The 20,267-nt window shown below is 65.3% G+C and carries 21 protein-coding genes; 12 read left to right on the forward strand and 9 right to left on the reverse strand.

Annotated elements, in window-relative coordinates; genetic code table 11:
- The first annotated feature begins 332 nt into the window (after positions 1–332).
- From AB4Y44_RS32075 to AB4Y44_RS32090, 4 genes are all read left to right on the forward strand, one after another.
- A complete protein-coding gene (locus AB4Y44_RS32075; protein ID WP_368701810.1) occupies positions 333–1,547 on the forward strand; it encodes a DUF2863 family protein in 1,215 nt (404 codons plus the stop codon).
- A 196-nt stretch (positions 1,548–1,743) separates the two neighbouring features.
- Positions 1,744–2,679 (forward strand): response regulator transcription factor, encoded by a 936-nt coding sequence (locus tag AB4Y44_RS32080; protein WP_342921070.1) that lies wholly within the window; start codon positions 1,744–1,746, stop codon positions 2,677–2,679.
- Between the two features lie 10 nt (positions 2,680–2,689).
- Complete coding sequence (locus AB4Y44_RS32085) at positions 2,690–3,364, forward strand: energy-coupling factor ABC transporter permease (protein WP_342921069.1); 675 nt, start codon at positions 2,690–2,692, stop codon at positions 3,362–3,364.
- A gap of 202 nt (positions 3,365–3,566) precedes the next feature.
- Positions 3,567–4,238, forward strand: coding sequence for a BspC domain-containing protein (locus AB4Y44_RS32090; protein WP_342921068.1), 672 nt, complete (start codon positions 3,567–3,569; stop codon positions 4,236–4,238).
- A gap of 87 nt (positions 4,239–4,325) precedes the next feature.
- On the opposite strand, the gene AB4Y44_RS32095 is transcribed toward AB4Y44_RS32090, so the two are convergent.
- Together AB4Y44_RS32095 and yaaA are read right to left on the reverse strand one after the other, a co-directional pair.
- Positions 4,326–5,489 (reverse strand): M14-type cytosolic carboxypeptidase, encoded by a 1,164-nt coding sequence (locus AB4Y44_RS32095; protein ID WP_342921067.1) that lies wholly within the window; start codon positions 5,487–5,489, stop codon positions 4,326–4,328.
- Between the two features lie 29 nt (positions 5,490–5,518).
- Positions 5,519–6,313: a peroxide stress protein YaaA gene (yaaA, locus tag AB4Y44_RS32100; RefSeq protein ID WP_368701811.1), complete on the reverse strand. Its 795-nt coding sequence runs from the start codon at positions 6,311–6,313 to the stop codon at positions 5,519–5,521.
- A 64-nt stretch (positions 6,314–6,377) separates the two neighbouring features.
- Between yaaA and AB4Y44_RS32105 the strand changes: the two genes are divergently transcribed.
- A complete protein-coding gene (locus AB4Y44_RS32105; protein ID WP_342921065.1) occupies positions 6,378–6,893 on the forward strand; it encodes a putative toxin-antitoxin system toxin component, PIN family in 516 nt (171 codons plus the stop codon).
- A gap of 115 nt (positions 6,894–7,008) precedes the next feature.
- The gene (locus AB4Y44_RS32110; protein WP_368701812.1) at positions 7,009–8,199 is read left to right on the forward strand and encodes a pyridoxal phosphate-dependent aminotransferase; all 1,191 of its coding nucleotides are present in this window, start codon (positions 7,009–7,011) and stop codon (positions 8,197–8,199) included.
- A gap of 81 nt (positions 8,200–8,280) precedes the next feature.
- Here the strand turns inward: AB4Y44_RS32110 and AB4Y44_RS32115 are convergent, their stop codons facing one another.
- Complete coding sequence (locus tag AB4Y44_RS32115; RefSeq protein ID WP_368701813.1) at positions 8,281–8,922, reverse strand: glutathione S-transferase; 642 nt, start codon at positions 8,920–8,922, stop codon at positions 8,281–8,283.
- A gap of 107 nt (positions 8,923–9,029) precedes the next feature.
- Between AB4Y44_RS32115 and AB4Y44_RS32120 the strand changes: the two genes are divergently transcribed.
- The 6 genes from AB4Y44_RS32120 (at position 9,030) to AB4Y44_RS32145 (ending at position 15,466) form a co-directional block, all read left to right on the forward strand.
- Positions 9,030–10,592 (forward strand): 3-hydroxyacyl-CoA dehydrogenase, encoded by a 1,563-nt coding sequence (locus tag AB4Y44_RS32120; protein ID WP_368701814.1) that lies wholly within the window; start codon positions 9,030–9,032, stop codon positions 10,590–10,592.
- Positions 10,589–11,377 (forward strand): oxepin-CoA hydrolase, alternative type, encoded by a 789-nt coding sequence (locus AB4Y44_RS32125; RefSeq protein ID WP_368701815.1) that lies wholly within the window; start codon positions 10,589–10,591, stop codon positions 11,375–11,377. The genes AB4Y44_RS32120 and AB4Y44_RS32125 overlap by 4 nt, the downstream gene beginning before the upstream one ends.
- 31 nt (positions 11,378–11,408) lie before the next feature.
- Positions 11,409–12,128, forward strand: coding sequence for a histidine phosphatase family protein (locus tag AB4Y44_RS32130; RefSeq protein WP_368701816.1), 720 nt, complete (start codon positions 11,409–11,411; stop codon positions 12,126–12,128).
- A gap of 42 nt (positions 12,129–12,170) precedes the next feature.
- A complete protein-coding gene (locus AB4Y44_RS32135; protein WP_342921059.1) occupies positions 12,171–13,289 on the forward strand; it encodes a phosphotransferase in 1,119 nt (372 codons plus the stop codon).
- Positions 13,290–13,348: 59 nt separating this feature from the next.
- Positions 13,349–14,608: an acyl-CoA dehydrogenase gene (locus tag AB4Y44_RS32140; protein ID WP_342921058.1), complete on the forward strand. Its 1,260-nt coding sequence runs from the start codon at positions 13,349–13,351 to the stop codon at positions 14,606–14,608.
- Between the two features lie 156 nt (positions 14,609–14,764).
- Positions 14,765–15,466 (forward strand): glutathione binding-like protein, encoded by a 702-nt coding sequence (locus AB4Y44_RS32145; protein ID WP_368701817.1) that lies wholly within the window; start codon positions 14,765–14,767, stop codon positions 15,464–15,466.
- 84 nt (positions 15,467–15,550) lie between these two features.
- Here AB4Y44_RS32145 and AB4Y44_RS32150 read toward each other — a convergent pair whose 3' ends face one another.
- The 6 genes from AB4Y44_RS32150 to AB4Y44_RS32175 form a co-directional block, all read right to left on the reverse strand.
- A complete protein-coding gene (locus AB4Y44_RS32150) occupies positions 15,551–16,003 on the reverse strand; it encodes a MaoC family dehydratase (protein ID WP_368701829.1) in 453 nt (150 codons plus the stop codon).
- A gap of 14 nt (positions 16,004–16,017) precedes the next feature.
- Complete coding sequence (locus tag AB4Y44_RS32155; RefSeq protein WP_342921056.1) at positions 16,018–16,476, reverse strand: MaoC family dehydratase; 459 nt, start codon at positions 16,474–16,476, stop codon at positions 16,018–16,020.
- A 38-nt stretch (positions 16,477–16,514) separates the two neighbouring features.
- The gene (locus tag AB4Y44_RS32160; protein WP_368701818.1) at positions 16,515–17,642 is read right to left on the reverse strand and encodes an acyl-CoA dehydrogenase family protein; all 1,128 of its coding nucleotides are present in this window, start codon (positions 17,640–17,642) and stop codon (positions 16,515–16,517) included.
- A gap of 11 nt (positions 17,643–17,653) precedes the next feature.
- Positions 17,654–18,850, reverse strand: coding sequence for an acyl-CoA dehydrogenase family protein (locus AB4Y44_RS32165; protein WP_342921054.1), 1,197 nt, complete (start codon positions 18,848–18,850; stop codon positions 17,654–17,656).
- Positions 18,851–18,917: 67 nt separating this feature from the next.
- Positions 18,918–19,352 (reverse strand): DUF1178 family protein, encoded by a 435-nt coding sequence (locus AB4Y44_RS32170; protein WP_110386796.1) that lies wholly within the window; start codon positions 19,350–19,352, stop codon positions 18,918–18,920.
- Positions 19,353–19,587: 235 nt separating this feature from the next.
- Positions 19,588–20,178, reverse strand: coding sequence for an NUDIX domain-containing protein (locus tag AB4Y44_RS32175; RefSeq protein WP_368701819.1), 591 nt, complete (start codon positions 20,176–20,178; stop codon positions 19,588–19,590).
- Positions 20,179–20,267: the final 89 nt, after the last annotated feature.

A 20,267-nucleotide genomic window follows, 5' to 3' on the forward strand; every position in this document is an offset into this window, starting at 1 on the left:
GTCACCCGCAGACCCAGTCGCCACAAGGCTTTCGCCCGGACTTCCCGTCTCCCCCGCGCCTTCATCGAAAGCGCGAAAGACCGGAATTCTAGTCACGCAGATGACATCTTGCAAGCGGTTTTTTGACCGGCTAGCAAAGTCGGGGCTGACCACGGCTCGCCTGCTCCATATAGCAGTCGTCATAGTGCTTCCGGCCGATGCCTGCCGGCCGCGCAGCAACGACGATCCCGCATCGCGCACGGGCCCATCCGGCGCGCTCCTGCTGCCCAATCCGATGGCGCGCACGGAACCGACTAGAATATGGGGTTCTCTGCACCCCAACTCACAGATTTATGCGCTCGCGAATCGCCAAACGCCTTCCTCCTGACGCCGACAAGCTCGTCGGCCTCTCGCTCGCCCTGTTCGCCTCGGGCAGCCGCACCGAAGACCGCTTCTGGGAGGCAAAGCTCGACACGCTGCTAGCGAAGGTCGTGCGCAACGGCAATCAGACTACGCTCGACGCCGCGCTCGATCATCTGCAGCAGAATCATCCGGACGCCTACGGCGCGCTCGCCGACATGGCGGAGACGCACAGCGAGTCGTTCATCGTCGAACACGACGGCGCGCAATACGAAGCGCTGCTCGTCGCCGCGCCGGTGCTGGCCTGGACGCGCTATGTCATCCCTTCGGGCCCGCTGAAGGCCGATGGAGCCGATGCCCTGCGCACCCATCTTCAGGCGCACGTGCTGGCGAACGGCACGCGCGTCGCGATGGCCCCCTATCTCTATAGCATCGACCAGTTGCCGCGCCACCATGTCGAAACCTGGCGCCTCGCACAACAGCTTACACAGGCGGCACTGAGCGGCGCGCCGGCGAAAATCAGCTCTGGCGAACTGCCGGAAACGTCGCCAATCCTCGCCGATCCGCGTTTCCTGCTCGCCGTCGTCGCAGCACCTGTTGGCGCCCCGCTCTTCCGCTGGCAGGAAGAGGAGCACGGCTCGCGCATCGAGCGCGGTCAGTGCCTCGAGCAATGGGCCACCCAGGGCGGCGCCAACCTTGCCGTCGTCATGCCGGGCTGCGAGTTCGAGTGCCTGCTGCCCGACGCCTACTACTCCGCCTGCCGCGACGCGGACGAGCGCGTGCGCCCGCACACCATCCGCACCGCCGTGCGCTATCTGCTCGACACGATCGGCGCGGGCGCGCAGGACCTGCGCGCCGTCGTCGCCGGCTTCGGCGAGCGCCGGATCGACGAATACCGCATCGGCTTCACGAAGCGCGGCAGCAACGATGTGCTGTATGGCGTGGTCTGGCCGCTCTATGGCCGCGAGAACGGCGACGCCGACATCGACGAAGAACCGACCGAAGAGAATGTCAGCAGCGGTCCGCTCGAAGAGATCGTTGCGCTGCTGAAGGAATCGGGCATCACCGACATCCGCCGGCACGCAGGCCGCTTCGAGCCGGAATATTGCGATGACTGCGGCGTGCCGCTCTATGCGGATCCGCTCGGCGAGATCGTCCACGCCGAGATGCCAGAAGATGCTGAGCCCGTACAGCCACACTTCCACTAGGACAACGCCCAAATTCCTACCCGGTCCCGCCTGTGTGCGGGACTTTTTTTTGCCCTATGTCTTATGCCTTTTGGACAGGCCGCCAGCGCGCAACCTTTTTGTCATCATGGTGCTGTTGGTCTGGTTCACCGCCGCTTAGAAGCGGTGCGCGTTTCACAACATTGCGAGAGGCCGTCAACGAGAGGAGGGCAAATCCATGCGGTTCGTTGTACTCAATCCGGACGCCGAAAGGCGCGAAGGGCTCAAGGCGCTGTTAAGACAAATCGACCGTCGCGCACGCTTCAATGACGCGCCGGACTGGCGCAGCGTCGAGCGCGCCTTGCAACGGTTCACCCCCAACCTCATCGTGATCGACTGGCACGACGGCATCCGCGCCGGCGAACTGCGCCACTTTGTCATGCGGCACCGCAGCCTGCCCGTCGCCGTACTGGTCGACAGCGGCGAGACGCCTACGAGCGTGCGCGCGCTCATCAACGAAGGTGCCCGCGGCATCATCCGGCGCACAACGGACTCCCTCCTGATCGTGAAGTTTCTGGAGCTCATCATGCTCGGCGGCGATCATCTGCCGGCCGACGTGCTCGGTCCATGTACGCCCTGGCCCCTGCCGCCCCGGCTCAACGCCAAAGCCGCCGCACAGGCCCGCAAGGTGCGTCCGAAGGTCGACCTGTCACCTCGACAGGAGCAGATCCTGCGCTGCGTCCATATGGGCAATACCAACAAGATGATCGCGCGAGCGCTCGGCATCAGCGAGGGCACGGTGAAAGTCCATCTGACAAGCATCTTTCAGCAGCTCGGCGCGCCCAATCGCGCGGCGGCCGTCGCGATCTACAACGGCTTGCTCGCGAACCAGCTGCAGGTGCTGCGCGCGCGATGCGAGCGCGCGGCGAAGCCCAGGCACGGCGAGCATGGCCCGGTGCCATTACGCGCACGCGACGGTCTGGCGCATCGCTATCCGTTGCTGTCAGGCGACAGTGCGGAGCCGCTGCCCTTCGCCGCGGAGCCGGTGACGCCTTATGGCGACCCCGCCGCAGCGCAGCAGATGCGCCCCGTCGAGGTCGGCGAGGCCAGCGAGGGTGCGGACGAGGAAGCCCTGGTGCTCGCCCGCGCACACGGCTTGCCTTCCAACGAGTAATATGAAGCACATGGGGTTCCTATTTACGCCGCTTCCGCTCTGGGTTGCTATCGGTGCCTGGGTTGTCACCGCGGGGCTGCTCGCGCTCGCGCTATGGAAGAACCCCTTCAAGCGCCTGCAGGACGCGACGCTCCAGCACGTTTGGCTTGCGATCGTCGTCGCGATCTCCGTGCTGTGGGCAAGCAATGCGTGGCTCGAAGACGGCACCGTGCTGCACCTGCTCGGCGCCACGCTCGTGGTCACGCTATTCGACTGGGGACTCGCGCTCGTCGCCATGGGCGTCGTCGTCGGGCTCGCCGCGCTTGTCTTCGACGCCCCGTGGGAAGGCGTCGCCCTCACCTTCCTGATATTCGGCGCCTTCCCTGTCGCGATTTCGGCGCTGCTGCAGCGCGCCTGCACCGCGTGGCTGCCACGCAACCTCTTCATGTTCATCGTCGGCCAGGGTTTCGTGTCGCCGGCCATCGCCGTTTCGGCGGCGGCCTATCTCGCGCTCGGCACCCATGTCGCGCTCAACGGCGGATCGGCGATCACCGTGCCCGCAGGTTATGCATTCAGCGTATTTCTCCTCGCTTCGGGCGAAGCCTGGTTCACGGGCATGGCAACGGCGCTGATCGCCGTTTACCGTCCGACCTGGGTCACCACCTACGACGTGCGTCGCTATCGCCTGGGCGGTCCGCGAACCTGAGCGCTACCTCAACGCCGCACCGCCAGCAACGTGACGACGGGCGCGACGACACGTCGCGATCGGCCTTCGGCGCACACGCAGCAGCGCTTGCGCCGACTCCATCGCTCAGGCAGAAGAAAATAATTGTTTCCGGATTGAACTCGACCCGGCTGTGCAGCATCTTACGGTGCCTGACGTTTCACCCCTGATCCCAAGCAAGCAGATGGACTGCAACCATGCATCCCGCCGGCTGTTGTTCGTAGCCGGTCAACTGGCGGCGTGTGCCGCGAGCCTCATGCTCATCGCCGCGCCAACCGCGCAGGCCGATCAACTCGATCAACACAACGATCTCGTCAATCAGTTCGTCACCCAGATGCACGCGGACCCGCTAGTCGCGGACTGCGCGGCGCATGGCGACTTCGTCGCAAGCACGTCGACGGCGCTCGATCACGTCGAGTTTCCACCCAGCTCGTTCGACAGCGCGCACGCGAGCGTGACGCCATGGAACGACTCGTTCGACGAAGGCAAGCAGCGCGTGAAGGTCGAGACGATCGTGACGGTCGACGGCATCGGCATTCCCAAAGCAAGCGGCAACTCGCCCTACGACCTGAAGTTTCGCTGCGGCTATGTCGGGCAGCAGATGCTCGCGTTCAGCTGGAACGATCCGGTCCCGCCGGCGCGTGCACGCAGCGAGCGCGGCACGGCGTCGAGCGGCGCTCATGGAAAGGGCAAGCATTCGACCAGGAAGGCCACGGGCAACGGCTCGAAGAAAGCCCCCGCGAGCAAGTCGAGCCACAAGTCGTCGACGAGCAGCACGAAGTCGTCCAGCAAATCGACGACGACGAAATCCACTGCGAAGAAAACGACTTCAAAGAAGAAGACGACGGCTCACTGAACTCGTCAGTACGCTCGATGCAAAAAAGGGGGAAACGGCCTGGCCGTTTCCCCCTTCTTCTTGATGTCTGCGTGAAGAAGGCGCGTGTTACGCGAACGCCTCCACGTGATGCAGGATAGCCTGCAGCATCGCAGCGCCGAGCGCGGCGCTGCGCTCGCCGTTCCAGCCTACGCGTTCGTCGGGCAGATTGGCGTTGTCCTTGAACGGCATCTCGAGCGTGAGCGACAGGCAGCCATAGCGATGGCCGATGTACTTCGACGCGAGCTTGAGCGCATCTTCGCGGTAGCGGCTCGCCTCGTAGCCGTGCTGATCCTGGAAGTCGGGGCTCGCCACCTTGAATGCCTCGATGAACGCCTTCTGCTCCGTGCGTTGCTGATCGGTAAAGCCCGGCAGCATTTCCGAGCCCGCCACGAACACATAGGGCAGCGTCTCGTCGCCGTGGATGTCGAAGAAGAGATCGACGCCCGTGGCTTCGATCGCATCGCGCACGACCAGCACTTCGGGGCTGCGCTGCGCGTCAGGCCCCATCCACTCGCGGTTGAGGTTCGCGCCCACGGCATTGGTGCGCAAATTCCCGTGCACGCTGCCGTCCGGATTCATGTTCGGCACGATATGGAACACGGCGCGGTCGTACAGCTTGCGCGCGACCGGATCGCCCGCCCAGTCGCCCCAACCCGCGAGCCGCTTCACCAACCCTTCGACGAACCACTCGGCCATGCTCTCGCCCGGATGCTGGCGCGCGATGATCCACACTGTCTTCTTGGGCTTGCCGTCAGGCGCGGTGTCGCCCGGCATGCCGAGCGAGAGCAGCGACATGGGCCGGCCTTCCACGCTTTGCCCGAGTTCCGTGAGCGTGGCGTGCGGCAGCTGCTGAAGCGCGCCCAGGAACTCCGAGTGACGCTCTTCGCCATACGGCTCGAAGTACGCGTAGTAGACACTGTCGAAGTCGGGCGTGTGATCGATGACGAGTTCCTTCCCGTCATACGAGGTCGGCACGCGGAACCAGTTCACGCGGTCGTAGCTCGCTGCGGCCTGGTAGTCGCGCCAGCCCTCGGGGAATGCGCAGGCCGACGCGTTCTCGAAGGTCATCACGCAACGCTCGCCGCGCACGCCCGAGAGGCGGAAGTAGAACCATTGCGCGAACTCGGACTGGTTGTCCGCTCGCACGCGCAGGCGAATATCGTCGGCGCGCTCGCACGACAGAACTTCGATCGCGCCCGCATCGAACTGGCTGGAGATGGCAATCGTCATGGTGTTTTCCTTCCCGCTTGCTTGTTCACTTACTCGGCGATGCGCCGACGAAATACATAGGTCGAATCGTTCGATGCATCCGCATCGAACGCGTAGCCCTCCACGTCGAACGCCTTGAGCGCTGCGGGCTCGGCCACGCGGTTCTCGACGGCATAACGCGCCATCAACCCGCGCGCGCGCTTCGCGTGGAAGCTGATGATCTTGTAGCGGCCGCCCTTCCAGTCTTCGAATACCGGCGTGACCACAGGCGCAGCGAGCTTCTTCGGCTTCACGGCCTTGAAGTACTCGTTCGACGCGCAGTTCACCACCACGCGTGCGCCCTTCGCTGCTTTCGCGTGGTTGTGCTCGATCTGCGCATTGATCGCGTGCGTGATGCGCTCACCCCAAAACGCGTAGAGATCCTTGCCGCGCGCATTTTCGAAACGCGTGCCCATTTCCAGGCGATAAGGCTGCAGGAGGTCGAGCGGACGCAGCAGGCCATAGAGCCCGGAGAGCACGCGCACATGCTGTTGCGCAAAGTCGAGATCCGCCGACGAGAGCGACTTCGCGTCGAAGCCTTCGTAGACGTCGCCGTTGAACGCGAGCACGGCCTGCTTCGCGTTGTCCTGGCTGAACTGCTTCGACCAGTCGGCGTAGCGCTGGAAATTCAGGCGCGCGAGCGGGTCGGAAATGCTCATGAGCGAACCGATCTGTTGCGGCGAGAGGCGGCGCAGGCCGGCGATCAGCTCGGCTGCGTCGTCGACGAAATCGGGGATGGTGTGGGCTTCGATGTGCGCCGGCGTGTCATAGTCGAGCGATTTGGCCGGCGACAGAACGATTATCATAGAGGCTTGCAGGCACGATGTGCCGATGTTCAAAGGCGAAAGCCCGATTGTAGCGAATTCACGAATGACCGGCCTCACGCCCCCAACTGCAGCCCCCCTCTCGCCCGCCGCCGCTCGCGCGCTCCCCGTGGTTCTCGACTCGAACGTCTGGCTCGATATCCTCGTGTTCGACGACCCGCACACGCGCCCCATTCGCGCCGCGCTCGAGCGCGGCGCGATCCAGGCGCTGATCGACGCGCGCTGCCAGGCCGAGTTGGCCCACGTGCTCGACTACCCGCAGTTCGCGGATCGCGGCGTCGCGAAAGCGGATGCGCTCGCGGCGCTGGTCGGGCTCGTCGAACTGATCGAGCTGCCCGAGCTTGCCGCCGACGCGCGGCCCCTGCCCCAATGTCGCGACCGCGACGACCAGAAGTTTCTGGAACTCGCGCGCGCAAGCGGCGCACAGTGGCTCGTCTCGAAGGACCGCGCGGTGCTCAAGCTCGCGAAGCGCGTGGCACGCGACTTTGGCTTTCGCATCGCGACGCCCGATGCCTTCGTCGCCGAATGCGTGCAGAACGCGGCTCAAGCCGCGCAGGCCTGATGCCCTTGCGTCACGGCGCTCGCGCCCGGCCTGAGCACCGCAGCGGCGCCGATTTGCCTACAATCGGACTTTGATCCAACTTTTCCCGTCCCAACGTCCGACTCCCGCCCGCGACATGAACGCACCGCATCCCACGCAGAATTCGCAGGACACCCTGCTCACGCCCTCTTTTCCGTCGCGTCTGCCGAACGTCGGCACGACGATCTTCACCGTGATGAGCGCGCTCGCCGCCGAAAAAGGCGCGGTCAACCTGGGCCAGGGCTTTCCCGACTTCGATTGCGATTCGCGCATCGTCGACGCCGTCGCGCAAGCCATGCGCGAGGGCCATAACCAGTACCCGCCGATGGCAGGCATCGCCGCGCTGCGCGAGGCGATCGCGGACAAGATCGAGCACGTGTACCGCCGCCGCTACGACGCGAATAGCGAGATCACGGTGACGGCCGGCGCCACGCAAGCGCTCCTCACGGCGATCCTCGCGACCGTGCACGCGGGCGACGAAGTGATCGTGGTCGAGCCGACCTACGACAGCTATTTGCCGTCGATCGAACTGGCGGGCGGCAAGCCCGTGTTCGTGACGCTCGAAGCGCCTGACTACGCGATTCCGTTCGACCGCCTCGCCGCGGCCATCACGCCGAAAACGCGCCTCATCCTCATCAACACGCCACACAACCCGACGGGCACGGTGTGGCGCGCCGAGGACATGCAAAAGCTCGAGGAGATCGTGCGCGGCACCAACGTGCTGATCCTCTCCGACGAGGTCTACGAGCACATGGTCTACGACGGCCAGCCGCACGAGAGCGTGGCGCGCTATCCGGAACTGGCCGCGCGCAGCTTCATCGTGTCGAGCTTCGGCAAGACCTATCACGTGACGGGCTGGAAGGTGGGCTATGTCGCCGCGCCCGCGCCGCTCACGGCTGAGTTCCGCAAGGTGCACCAGTTCAACGTGTTCACCGTGAACACGCCGATGCAGTTCGGCCTGGCGCAGTATCTGCGCGATCCGAAGCCGTATCTGGAACTGCCCGCGTTCTACCAGAAGAAGCGCGACTTCTTCCGCGCCGGTCTCGCCAGCACGCGCTTCAAGCTGCTGCCGTGCGAAGGCACCTACTTCCAGTGCGTGGACTATTCGGCGATCAGCGATCTGCCCGAAGCGGAATTCTCGAAGTGGCTCACAGCGGAGATCGGCGTGGCCGCGATTCCGGTGTCGGCGTTCTATCACGAGGCGCACGAATCTGGCGTCGTGCGCTTTTGTTTCGCCAAGCAGGAAGGCACGCTCGCGACCGCGCTCGAGCGGCTCGCGCGGCTCTGATGTCGTGCGCGCGCGATGAATCCACGAACGGCAGTGCGTTCCCGATCATCGCGCGCAACAACGTGCAAAACGCCGCAACGCTTACGAGTTCGCCTCGATATACGCCTTGCGGTCCGCGTTGACGCGCTGCGCCGTCGGGCGTTCACCGATCAGCTTGATATACGACTTCCAGTCGATGCCCACGTCGACGAGGAAATCGCTGCCGTACACGGCCTGCGTCGCGCGGCCCACGAGCGGCAGGCTCACGAACGCCGCCGCATCGGCCACACGGAACTGCTCGCCCGCCACGTAAGGCGCGAACTTCGCGAGCCGCTTGAAAGCCGCCACGTAACGGCGCAGCCGCTTTTCCATGGTCGCCTTGACCTCGTCGGTCGCCTTCCCTCCGAAGAACGCCTCGCCGTAAAGCTCGCGCGCATTCAACTCCAGATACGTCTCGATGAAGACGATGAGTTCGCGCTCCTTCGCTGCCTGCCACGGATCCGCCGCGAAGATGTGCTTCTCTGGAAAGCGCGCCGCCAGGTACTCGACGATCACTTCCGACTCGCACAAGAAGCCCTGCTCCGTTTCGATAAAAGGCACCTTGCCAGCCGGCGACTGTGCGAGCAGCGCCTCTTCGAGCGGCAGCTTGTTCGGCACCTCCTCGAACGCGATGCCGTGCTCGAGCAGCAGAAGCTTGACCTTGTTGTAGTAATTCGACAGCGCGAAACCGTGCAGCTTGATCATCCTCGTTGCCTCCTTGAGGGGGCAGTTCCCTTATCGGAACTGCCGAACCGTTTTCATAAAATTGTACGACCGTGCTATTCTAGGCCAATCATGGAGCCAGGCTTCCAATGACTTCACATCATTTCAACATTGAGACAATCGGCATCGTCGGCACCGGCGCGATGGGCCGCGGTATCGCCCAGATCGCCGCGCAGGCGGGCCTCGCGGTGCGCCTCTACGACACGAACCCGCAGGCGGTCGCCGCTGCGCGCGACTATCTCGCCGACACCTTCGCGAAACTCGCGGCAAAAGGCAAGCTCGACGAGCCCGCCGCGAAGGCCGCGCTCAAATGCGTGAGCGGCGCGCACACGCTCGATGAACTCGCGGTCTGCGATCTCGTGATCGAGGCGATCGTCGAAAATCTCGAGGCCAAGCGCACGCTCTTTCGCGAACTCGAAACCGTGGTGGGCGAGCGTTGCCTGCTCGTCTCGAACACCTCTTCGCTTTCCATTACGGCCATCGCCGCCGCGTGCAGCGATCCCTCGCGCGTCGCGGGCTATCACTTCTTCAACCCCGTGCCGCTCATGAAGGTCGTCGAAGTGATCGACGGCCTGCGCAGCGATCCCGCCGTCGGCGATGCCCTCGTGGCGCTAGCGCGCCGGATGGGCCACACGCCGGTTCGAGCGAAGGACATGCCCGGCTTCATCGTCAATCACGCTGGCCGCGGCATGAATACCGAAGGCCTGCGCGTGGCGGGCGAAGGCGTAGCGAGCTTCGTCGAGATCGATCGCATCATGCGCGAGCAGGCAGGCTTTCGCCTCGGACCGTTCGAGCTGCTCGACCTCACCGCGCTCGATGTCTCGCATCCGGTGATGGAGTCGATCTATCACCAGTTCTATGAAGAGCCGCGCTTCACGCCCTCGCCCATCACGGGTGTGCGGCTCGCGGGGGGACTCGTCGGCCGCAAGGCTGGCGAAGGGTTCTATCGCTATGTCGATGGCAAGCAGCAGGTGCCCGACGAGCCCGCAGCGCCCACGGCGCTGCCCGCGCGCGTCTGGGTGAGCCGCCGTAACGCCGCCGCGCGTGACGCCGTGCTCGCGCTCGCCGCGCAAGCGCGTGTGCCCGTCGACGAAGGCGATACGCCCGCAGCTGACGCGCTGATCGTCGTCGCGCCGCTCGGCCTCGACGCCACGACCGCCGCGCTCGACGAGCAGCTCGACGCGAGCCGCGTCGTCGCCATCGACACGCTGTTCCCGCTCGACGCCGCGAAGCGCCGTACGCTGATGACGACGCCCGCCACCACGCGCGAAGCCCGCGACGCGGGCCACGCGCTCTTCGCCGCCGACGGTGTGCCGGTCACCGTGATCCGCGATTCGACGGGCTTCGTCGCGCAGCGTATCGTCGCGACGATCGTCAACATCGGTTGCGACATCGCGCAAAAACAAATCGCCACGCCCCGCGACATCGACCTCGCGGTCACGCTGGGCCTGGGCTACCCGCGCGGCCCGCTCGCGCTCGGCGACGCGCTGGGCGCGCGCACGATCCTCGCGATCCTGCGCAACATCCACACCGTGCTCGGCGATCCGCGCTATCGCCCGTCGCCGTGGCTCGCGCGCCGCGCGCAGCTCGGCCTCTCGCTGACGCAAGCAGACGCAGCAGACATCAACGCATCGAACGAGGCACCGCAATGAGCGCCGAACTCCGCAGCACCCGACCGCAAGGCCACGAATCGACCCTTGTCCTCACGCTGTCGAACCCCGGCGCGCGTAACGCGCTGCATCCCGACATGTACGCCGCCGCCGTCGAAGCCTTCGACACCGCCGAGCGCGACCCGTCGCTGCGCGCAATCGTCCTCACGGGCGCCGACAACTTCTTCTGCGCGGGCGGCAACCTCAACCGTCTGCTCGAAAACCGCGCGAAAGACCCTTCGGTGCAGGCCGCCAGCATCGACATGCTCGCCGCCTGGGTCACCGCGATGCGCCAGTCGACCAAGCCGATCATCGCGGCCGTGGAAGGCGCGGCTGCCGGCGCGGGCTTCTCGCTCGCGCTCGCCGCCGACCTGCTCGTCGCCGCCGACGATGCGAAGTTCGTCATGGCCTATTCACGCGTGGGCCTGACGCCCGACGGCGGTGGCTCGTGGTTCCTCGCGCGCTCGCTGCCGCGCTCGCTCGCGTTCGAGCTGATGGTGGAAGGCAAGCCGATCGGCGCTGCGCGCCTCGCGGAACTGGGCGTCGTGAACCGGCTCGCGAAGCCGCAATCGGCGCTCGATACGGCGCTTGCGTGGGCCGACGAACTCGCGAAGATCTCGCCGAATTCGGTGGCGCGCATCAAGGGTTTGACGAACGTCGCGGACGCGCAACCGCTCGAAGCACAGCTCATTGCGGAGCGCGAAAGTTTCGTCGCGTCGCTGCATCACCGCGACGGCCTCGAAGGCATTACCGCGTTCCTCGAAAAGCGCGCCCCTGTCTACAAGTAAACCGGCTTCACTCCGCACGAGCGGCACACCCATGACCGAGTACCAGTTGCCCGCGCGCCGGCGCCTCTATGTGATGCGTCACGGCGACGTCACCTACTTCGACGAGACGGGTCGCGCAATCGACCCGGACACCGTGCCGCTCAACGAGAACGGCCGCGCCCAGGCTACCGCCGCCGGCGAAGCGTTCTCGTTGCAGGGCGTGCGTTTCGATCGCGTCATCGTGAGCGGACTGCGCCGCACGGTCGAGACCGCGCAGCGCGTGCTCGCGGCTACCGGTCAGTCGATCGAACTCGAGGTGCAGAGCGCGTGGGAAGAGATTCGCGGCGGGCGTCTCGCCGAGATTCCCCCCGCCGAAGTCGAAAATGCCTTCCTGCGCGTGTTCGACGGCATCGTGCCGGAAGACACGCGCTTTCTCGGCGGCGAGACCATCGGCGAGTTGCTCGACCGCGTGCTGCCGCCGCTCGATGCGCTGCGCGCCGACCTCTCGTGGGACTCGGCGCTGCTCGTCCTGCACGGCGGCGTGAATCGCGCGATTCTCTCGCATGCGATCACGGCGGGCGGACGCGCATTCTTCGGCCATCTCGCGCAGGCCACGGGCTGTATCAACGCACTCGATGTCGGCGCCGAACCGCGGGACTGGGTCGTGCGCATGCTCAACTACGCGCCGCCCTCCCCGCTGCACCGCGACACCCGCAACACGACGATGGAGATGCTGTACGCGCAGTACCTGCGCTATAGACCGCGCGGCTGACGCGCGGCCACCCACAGGAGAATCAGGAGAAGGGAGACGCATATGGCGCAAGCCACCCCGGATGGAGACACGCACAACAACGCGCAAACGCGCCCCGACTACTCGGCGTTCGAAGGCACGCGCCCGGTTGCCGAGCGTCAGCGCTTTGACGTGGAGGCGCTGAGCGCCTGGCTCACCGCTCACGTGGAAGGCTTCCGAGGCCCTCTCACGATCGAGCAGTTCGCCGGCGGCCAGTCGAACCCGACGTTCAAGCTCATCACGGCCGGCCGCACCTACGTGATGCGCGCGAAGCCGGGACCCAAGGCGAAGCTGCTGCCGTCTGCGCATGCGATCGAACGCGAATACCGCGTGATGGATGCGCTCGCCGCAACCGACGTCCCGGTCGCAAAGATGCTCGCGCTCTGCGACGACGAAGCGGTGATCGGCCGCGCGTTCTACGTGATGGAGTTCGTCGAGGGCCGCGTGCTCTGGGACCAGTCGCTGCCCGGCATGACGCGCGAGCAACGCGGCGCGATCTACGACGAGATGAACCGTGTGATCGCCGCGCTCCACAACGTGAAGCCCGACGCCGTGGGTCTCGCCGACTACGGCAAGCCAGGCAATTATTTCGCACGCCAGATCGATCGCTGGAGCCGCCAGTATCAGGCCTCGGAAACGGAGCGCATCGACGCCATGCATCACCTGATCGAATGGCTGCCGCAGCACATGCCTGACGATGCGGGCTCACGCGTGTCGGTCGTGCATGGCGACTATCGCCTCGACAACCTGATCTTTCACCCGAGCGAGCCGCGCGCGCTGGCCGTGCTCGACTGGGAGCTCTCCACGCTCGGCGACCCGCTTGCCGACTTCTCGTATCACTGCATGGCCTGGCACGTCGATCCCGCGCAGTTCCGCGGCATTGCCGGGCTCGACTGGCAGGCGCTCGGCATTCCCGACGAGGCGCAGTACGTCGCGCGCTATTGCGAGCGCACCGGCCTCGAGATTCGCGGCGACTGGAACTTCTATCTTGCGTACAACATGTTCCGGATCGCGGCGATCCTGCAGGGCATCATGAAACGCGTGGTGGACGGCACGGCCGCGAGCGCGCAGGCCATCGACGCAGGCCGCCGCGCGAGGCCCATGGCGGAGCTCGCCTGGCGCTACGCGCAGAAGGTGCGCTGAAAGCCCGTTCGAGAACGACTCACTTTTCACTGTCACTGCATCGCATTGCGAGGTCACCGATGAATTTCGATTACTCCCCGAAAGTGCAGGCGCTGCGCGAGAAACTGCTCGCGTTTTTCGACGAACACATCTATCCGAACGAAGCCGTCTTCCACGAGGAAGTCGAGCGCAATCGCGCGAGCGGCAACCCGTGGGTGCCGACGCAAATCGTCGAACAGTTGAAAGAGAAGGCGCGCGAAGCGGGCCTGTGGAACCTGTTCCTGCCCGCCTCCGAACGCGGCGCGGGTCTCACGAACCTCGAATACGCGCCGCTGTGCGAAATCATGGGCCGCGTGCACTGGGCGCCTGAGGTGTTCAACTGCAGCGCGCCCGACACCGGCAACATGGAAACCATCGAGCGCTACGGCAGCGAGGCGCACAAGCAGCAATGGCTCGCGCCGCTGCTGGCAGGCCAGATCCGTTCGGCCTTCCTGATGACCGAGCCCGACGTGGCCTCGTCGGACGCGACCAACATCCAGACGCGCATCGAGCGCGACGGCGACGACTACGTGATCAACGGCACGAAGTGGTGGTCGTCGGGTGCGGGCGACCCCCGCTGCGCAATCTACATCCTGATGGGCAAGACCGACCCCGATGCGCCACGCCATGCTCAACAGTCGATGATCCTCGTGCCCTCTGACACAGCCGGCATCACCGTGCGCCGCCCGCTTACCGTGTTCGGCTACGACGACGCGCCGCATGGTCATATGGAGATCACGCTCGAAAACGTGCGCGTGCCCGCGTCGAACATTTTGCTCGGCGAAGGCCGCGGGTTCGAGATCGCGCAAGGGAGGCTCGGGCCGGGCCGCATCCATCACTGCATGCGTCTCATCGGCCTCGCGGAACGTGCGCTCGAATTCATGGCGAAACGCGCCCTCTCGCGCGTGGCGTTCGGCAAGGCGGTCGCCCAGCAGACCGTCACGCAGGAGCGCATTGCCGAAGCGCGCTGCATGATCGAACAGGCCCGCCTGCTCACGCTCAAGACCGCGTATATGATGGACACCGTCGGCAACAAGGGCGCGCGTGGCGAGATCGCCATGATCAAGGTGGTGGCGCCGAACATGGCCTGCCAGGTGATCGACTGGGCCATGCAGGTGCACGGTGCCGCCGGCGTGAGCGGCGACTTCCCGCTGGCGTACTCGTACGCCTCGGCGCGCACGCTGCGCTTCGCCGATGGCCCCGACGAGGTGCACCGCAACGCCATCGCCAAGCTCGAACTCGCTCGCCATATGGACGCGGGCGCGGCGTCGCGCGTGGAAATGCCGGTCACGCGCTCGTAAGTCGGCGCGTGTCCACGTAAGTCCACAAGCGCAGCAGGGGCGCTCATGCGCCCTCTGCGAGCGACGCCGATCTATGCTAATTTGCGCCAGATCGGGCGTCGCGGAAGACTATCCGGACTTTCGCGGCGCCTTCTTTCATGGTGCCAAGGAGCCACGATGATCGACGTTTACAGCTGGGCCACGCCGAACGGTCACAAAGTCCATATCATGCTCGAGGAAACCGGCCTCGAATACCGGGTGCATCCGGTCGATATCGGCGCGGGCGACCAGTTCAAGCCCGAATTCCTCGCCATCAGCCCGAACAACAAGATTCCCGCCATTACCGACTCCGAAGGCCCGCGCCGCGCCGACGGCCAGCCGTTCTCGCTGTTCGAGTCGGGTGCGATCCTGATCTATCTCGCCGCGAAAACCGGCCGCTTCATGCCTGAAGACCTCGCGGCGCGCTACGACGTGCTGCAATGGGTGATGTTCCAGATGGGCGGCCTCGGCCCCATGCTCGGCCAGGCACACCACTTCCGCATCTACGCGCCCGAGAAGATCGAGTATGCGGTCAATCGCTACACGAACGAAGCGAAGCGGCTCTACAACGTGATGGAAACGCAGCTGGAAAAGACCGAGTATCTGGCCGGCGACGAATACACCATCGCGGATATCGCCGCATTCCCGTGGACGCGCTCCTGGCAAAACCAGGGTATCGATCTCGATTCACTGCCCAACGTGAAGCGCTGGCACGAAACGATCGCGGCGCGGCCGGCGGTCAAGCGCGGCGTGGAAGTGCTCGCCAATGCGCGCAAGCCGCTCATGGATGAGAAGGCGAAGGAGATGCTGTTCGGCACGACGCAGTACGCCAGACACTAACTCTTTACGCGGAAATCCGCGCAAAACCAGAGGGGCGCCCGCCTTGCAGCGGAGCGCCCCCTTTTGGTTGACTACGCAACCAGCCTAGAAGTAGTGCCGCGTGATGAACTCGGCCACACACGCGGGCCGCTCGCTGCCTTCGCGCTCGATGCTCACATCCCACACGACCTGCACGCCGCCGCCCTCCACGTCGCTCACTTCATTCACCGCGATACGTGCACGCACTTTCGCGCCCACGGGCACCGGCTGCGTGAAGCGCACGCGGTTGAGCCCGTAGTTCACGCCCATGCGCTGGCGCATGTGCAGCGTGCCTCCGAGCAGCACGGGAATCAGCGAGAGCGTGAGAAAGCCGTGCGCAATCGGGCCGCCAAACGGCGACTCGCGGCGCGCGCGTTCGGCGTCGATGTGGATCCATTGATGGTCGCCCGTGGCGTCGGCAAAACCGTGCACGTCCGCCTCGCTTACCTCGCGCCAGCCGCTCACGAGCGGCCCAGCGCCGATCAGCGCGCGCAGCGCCGCCGCGTCGGCAATCTGCATGACGTCGCTTTCGCTCACATCGAGCTCCCTGGATGACGAAGGCCGAACAGCGCCTTCGAACGCACCGTCACGATCAGTTCGCCGTGCTGGTTGTGTCCTTCCCACTGCGTTTCGACGATGCCGCGATCGGGCTTGGTCGCCGAAACGCGCTTGCTCAGGATCGCGTTCGTCATCGTCAACGTGTCGCCCACGCGCGTGGGCTTGAGCCAGCGGATCTCGTCGACGCCGGGCGAGCCCATCGAGGTCGAGTCCTTGAGAAAGTTGCGCACGAGCATGCCCATCATGACCGAGCAGGTATGCCAGCCGCTCGCAACGAGGCCGCCGAACATCGACGCCTCGCCGCCCGCCTCGCTCATGTGGAACGGCTGCGGATCGAACTGCTCCGCGAATTGCACCACCTCGTCACGCCCAAAAGTGTGGGAACCGACCACATAGCGCTTGCCCACTTCGAGATCTTCGTAACTCAGGCCCATCCCTATTCTCCGCTTATGTTGCCTGCTGCCGCCACGCGTTACGCTGCCTGCGCGAAACCGGGCAGCGAAGCGAAGCGTTCGAGGTGATGATCGACATCACCGAGCGTCGTTTCGATGATCGCGAGACGCTTGAACAGATGCGCGGCCGCCACTTCGTTGGTGACGCCCATGCCGCCGTGCAGCTGCACGGCCTGCTGGCCGATGAAACGCGCCGCCTGCCCCACGCGCACCTTCGCTGCCGAGATCGCGCGGCGCCGCTCTTCGGCCGACGCGCTACTGTAACGCGCGGCGGCGAGGTAAGTCAGCGAGCGTGCCTGCTCGGCGTGGATCAGCATCTCCGCCATGCGGTGCTGCAGCGCCTGGAAACGCGCGATCGGCACGCCGAACTGCTGACGCGTCTTCGTGTATTCGACCGTGGCGTGGTTGAGCGCATCCATGGCACCCACGGCTTCGGCGCACAGCAGGAACGTCGCGTAGTCGGCGATCTTCTCCCACGTCGCCGCGCCGGTGTGCGCGTCGCCAAGACGGCGCGCGTGCGTTTCCTTGAAGGTCAGCGTCGCAGCGCGTTGGCCGTCGATCGTGCGGTAATCGCCCACCTCGACACCGTTCGCATCGTACGCGACGACGAAGAGCGCTAGCTCGCCCGCGAAGCGCGCCGGCACGATCCAGTAGTCGGCCTGGGCGCCGTGCTGCACGACCGATTTCGTGCCGGTGAGCGCAAAGCCGTCGCCCGTTTCCTTCGCCTGCGTTTCCAGCGAGAACAGGTCGTAGCGCGACTGCGGCTCGTGGAACGCCGCAGCGAGCTTGATCTCGCCCGAGGCGACGCGTTCGAGCAGTGCCGCGTTTGGCGCATTGGCCGCACCGCCCGCGAGCTTGAGCGCCTCGACGCCCACCACAGTTGCCCAGTACGGCTCGACCACGAGCGCGCGGCCCAGCTCCTGCATGACGACGAGCATGTCGAATGGCGTGCCGTCGAAGCCGCCCTGCCCAGCCGGCACCGGCAGCGCGGTCAGTCCGAGTTCGACGAAGGCGTTCCAGTGCTGGTCTGAAACGCCGGCGGGTGTCTTCACGATCGCCTGGCGCGCCTCGAAGCCGTAGTTCTTGTCGAGATAACGACGCAGCGCGTCGGCGAGTTGCTGTTGTTCTTCGGTGAAATTGAAGTTCATTGCGCCGCTCCTCAAATTCCCAGAATCATCTGCGAGATGATGTTCTTCTGAATTTCGTTCGACCCGCCGTAGATCGACGTCTTGCGATAGTTGAAGTAGTACGCCGCGAGCGGGGCCGCGTCGTCGTCGCCGCCGGCCGCGTGTTCGTGTTCACCCTCGAGGAAGGCCGGATCGAACGGCGCCGCGAGCGGGCCGATCGCGTCGACCATCAGCTCGGTCAGCGCCTGCTGGATCTCCGTGCCCTTGATCTTGAGCATCGACGCCTCGGGGCCAGGGCCGCGCCCGTTGGACGCGCTCGCGATCACACGCTCGGCCGTGACTTCGAGCGCCATCAGCTCGATTTCGACGGCGGCCACGCGTGCCGCGAACACAGGATCTTCGAGCAGCGGCTTGCCATGCTTCTTCTGCTTGAGCGCGACGCCCTTGAGGAACGCGAGTTCGCGGTTCGACGCGCCCACGCGCGCGATGCCGGTGCGCTCGTGGCCGAGCAGATACTTCGCGTAGGTCCAGCCGCGGTTCTCGTCGCCGACGAGATTGTCGACCGGCACCTTCACGTCTTCGAAAAAGACTTCGTTGACCTCATGGTCTTCATCGAGCGTGATGATCGGACGCACGGTGATGCCGGGCGTTTTCATGTCGATGAGGAGGAACGAGATGCCCTCCTGCTTCTTGGCCGCAGGATCGGTGCGCACGAGGCAGAACATCATGTCGGCGTACTGGCCGAGCGTGGTCCAGGTCTTCTGGCCGTTCACGACGTAGTGATCGCCTTCACGCACGGCCCGCGTGCGCAACGACGCGAGATCGGAGCCCGAGCCCGGTTCGGAGTAGCCCTGGCACCACCAGTCTTCACCGGAAAGGATGCGCGGGAGATAGCGGCGCTTTTGGGCCTCGTTGCCGTACTTCATGAGCACGGGCGCGACCATCGACACGCCGAACGGCAGTACCGGCGGCGCGCCGATGCGGCCGCACTCGGCGTCCCAGATGTGGCGCTGCGTTTCGGTCCAGCCCGGGCCGCCCCATTCCGCGGGCCACGCGGGCGCGGACCAGCCCTTCTTGCCCAGCAGCTTGTGCCAGTTGGCAATGTCGTCGCGCGAGAGACGTTTGTGGTTGAGAACCTTGTCGCGCATTGCTTGAGGCAGATTGGCCTCGAGCCAGGCGCGGATTTCGGCGCGAAATGCGTCGTCAGCGGGGGTATAGTCCAGATCCATGCGCAATGTCTCCTGGCCGCGGCCGGTGCGGGGCGTTGCCCGCGCCGCGGCGAAGACCCGCATGGCGTTATTGCAGCGGACCCTTCAACGCGGCCGGAACCGGCAGCGGCATCACATCGATGCCTTCTTCGACGAGAGCTTGCGCATCGTCCGCGGAGGCGACTCCACGGATGTTGCGCGACGGCGCTTCGTTGTAGTGAATGCGCCGCGCCTCCTCGGCGAAACGGTCGCCTACGTTCTCCGTCTTCTCGAGGACCTCGCGGATCACACGCATCGCATGCGCCTGCCATTGCGCCGCCTGCTCGTGCAGCGACGCTTTCGGCGTTTCGCTCGCGCCGGACAGGTTCAGCCGGGGCGCGGACGGCAAGCGGGTCACATGGGTGGCGCCGCACATCGGACATTCGACCAGCTTGCGGGACAGTTGCGACTCGAAGTCGTCAACCGATGCGAACCAGCCTTCAAACCGATGGCCGTCTGGACACTGTAAATCGAGGACCTTCATGGGGAATCGAGGCTTGCGATGAGTTTAGCGCAAATCGTAAATTTGTGAACGACCGTTCGCAAAAATTCCTGCGGCCGGCCACCGGGACTTTCCCGGGGGTTCGATTGTAGCGCCGCTCGGGCGGGCGCGCTGAAGGTGCTTCGAGGCGTATGCTGCTGCGGGTGCGCGTAAAAGCAACAACGGCGGCCACAAGGGCCGCCGTCGATCGGGAATTCGCCGCGCCGCGTAGCGCGTGTCAGCCCTGCTCTGCCTTCGCGAGCGGCCACGCGCCCGACAGCGCCTTTTCGAGCCAGAACGTGCCGACGATTGTCTTCACGTCGGTGATCTTGCCCGTGCGCACCCATTCGAGCAGTTCGGGAACCGTCGCCGTGAAGGTTTCGAGAAACTCGCCATCGTCGAGTTGCGCCGCGCCTGCGGTCAGCCCGCGTGCGAGGTAAATGTCGATGAACTCGGTCGAGTACGAGATCACGGGATGGATCTGCGCCAGATAGACATACTCGCGTGCCGTATAGCCCGTCTCTTCCTTCAGTTCGCGGATCGCGCAGGCGAGCGCGCCCTCCTGCGGATCGAGCTTGCCAGCCGGGAATTCAGTCATCACGCGCGAGAGCGGATAGCGGTACTGGCGCTCCATCAGCACGCGGCCGTCGTCGAACAGCGGGATGACCATCACCGCGCCAGGATGCTGAACGAACTCGCGCGTGGCGTGCTTGCCGTCCGGCAGCGCAACGGTGTCGCGCTTCAGGGTGAGGAAATTGCCGGCGTAGAGCGTCGTGCTTTCCACGCACGTCTCGGCGAGCGCCGGGTCGTGTTGATAATGTTCAGCCATAGTCAGCCTCGTGGGTGCTCAGAAAAATCGGGAAGCCGCGGGCGCGCCGCTTGAAGTGAAATCGGCCAGACTGCAGGCCAGACTGCGGG

It is taken from the genome of Paraburkholderia sp. BR10937 (genome assembly GCF_040965695.1).
Taxonomy (GTDB): Bacteria; Pseudomonadota; Gammaproteobacteria; order Burkholderiales; family Burkholderiaceae; genus Paraburkholderia.

Coding starts and splice junctions, on each gene's coding strand:
- AB4Y44_RS32075 (WP_368701810.1), top strand. CDS start 333: ATGCGCTCGCGAATCGCCAAACGCCTTCCTCCTGACGCCGACAAGCTC.
- AB4Y44_RS32080 (WP_342921070.1), top strand. CDS start 1,744: ATGCGGTTCGTTGTACTCAATCCGGACGCCGAAAGGCGCGAAGGGCTC.
- AB4Y44_RS32085 (WP_342921069.1), top strand. CDS start 2,690: ATGGGGTTCCTATTTACGCCGCTTCCGCTCTGGGTTGCTATCGGTGCC.
- AB4Y44_RS32090 (WP_342921068.1), top strand. CDS start 3,567: ATGGACTGCAACCATGCATCCCGCCGGCTGTTGTTCGTAGCCGGTCAA.
- AB4Y44_RS32095 (WP_342921067.1), bottom strand. CDS start 5,489: ATGACGATTGCCATCTCCAGCCAGTTCGATGCGGGCGCGATCGAAGTT.
- yaaA (WP_368701811.1), bottom strand. CDS start 6,313: ATGATAATCGTTCTGTCGCCGGCCAAATCGCTCGACTATGACACGCCG.
- AB4Y44_RS32105 (WP_342921065.1), top strand. CDS start 6,378: ATGACCGGCCTCACGCCCCCAACTGCAGCCCCCCTCTCGCCCGCCGCC.
- AB4Y44_RS32110 (WP_368701812.1), top strand. CDS start 7,009: ATGAACGCACCGCATCCCACGCAGAATTCGCAGGACACCCTGCTCACG.
- AB4Y44_RS32115 (WP_368701813.1), bottom strand. CDS start 8,922: ATGATCAAGCTGCACGGTTTCGCGCTGTCGAATTACTACAACAAGGTC.
- AB4Y44_RS32120 (WP_368701814.1), top strand. CDS start 9,030: ATGACTTCACATCATTTCAACATTGAGACAATCGGCATCGTCGGCACC.
- AB4Y44_RS32125 (WP_368701815.1), top strand. CDS start 10,589: ATGAGCGCCGAACTCCGCAGCACCCGACCGCAAGGCCACGAATCGACC.
- AB4Y44_RS32130 (WP_368701816.1), top strand. CDS start 11,409: ATGACCGAGTACCAGTTGCCCGCGCGCCGGCGCCTCTATGTGATGCGT.
- AB4Y44_RS32135 (WP_342921059.1), top strand. CDS start 12,171: ATGGCGCAAGCCACCCCGGATGGAGACACGCACAACAACGCGCAAACG.
- AB4Y44_RS32140 (WP_342921058.1), top strand. CDS start 13,349: ATGAATTTCGATTACTCCCCGAAAGTGCAGGCGCTGCGCGAGAAACTG.
- AB4Y44_RS32145 (WP_368701817.1), top strand. CDS start 14,765: ATGATCGACGTTTACAGCTGGGCCACGCCGAACGGTCACAAAGTCCAT.
- AB4Y44_RS32150 (WP_368701829.1), bottom strand. CDS start 16,003: ATGCAGATTGCCGACGCGGCGGCGCTGCGCGCGCTGATCGGCGCTGGG.
- AB4Y44_RS32155 (WP_342921056.1), bottom strand. CDS start 16,476: ATGGGCCTGAGTTACGAAGATCTCGAAGTGGGCAAGCGCTATGTGGTC.
- AB4Y44_RS32160 (WP_368701818.1), bottom strand. CDS start 17,642: ATGAACTTCAATTTCACCGAAGAACAACAGCAACTCGCCGACGCGCTG.
- AB4Y44_RS32165 (WP_342921054.1), bottom strand. CDS start 18,850: ATGGATCTGGACTATACCCCCGCTGACGACGCATTTCGCGCCGAAATC.
- AB4Y44_RS32170 (WP_110386796.1), bottom strand. CDS start 19,352: ATGAAGGTCCTCGATTTACAGTGTCCAGACGGCCATCGGTTTGAAGGC.
- AB4Y44_RS32175 (WP_368701819.1), bottom strand. CDS start 20,178: ATGGCTGAACATTATCAACACGACCCGGCGCTCGCCGAGACGTGCGTG.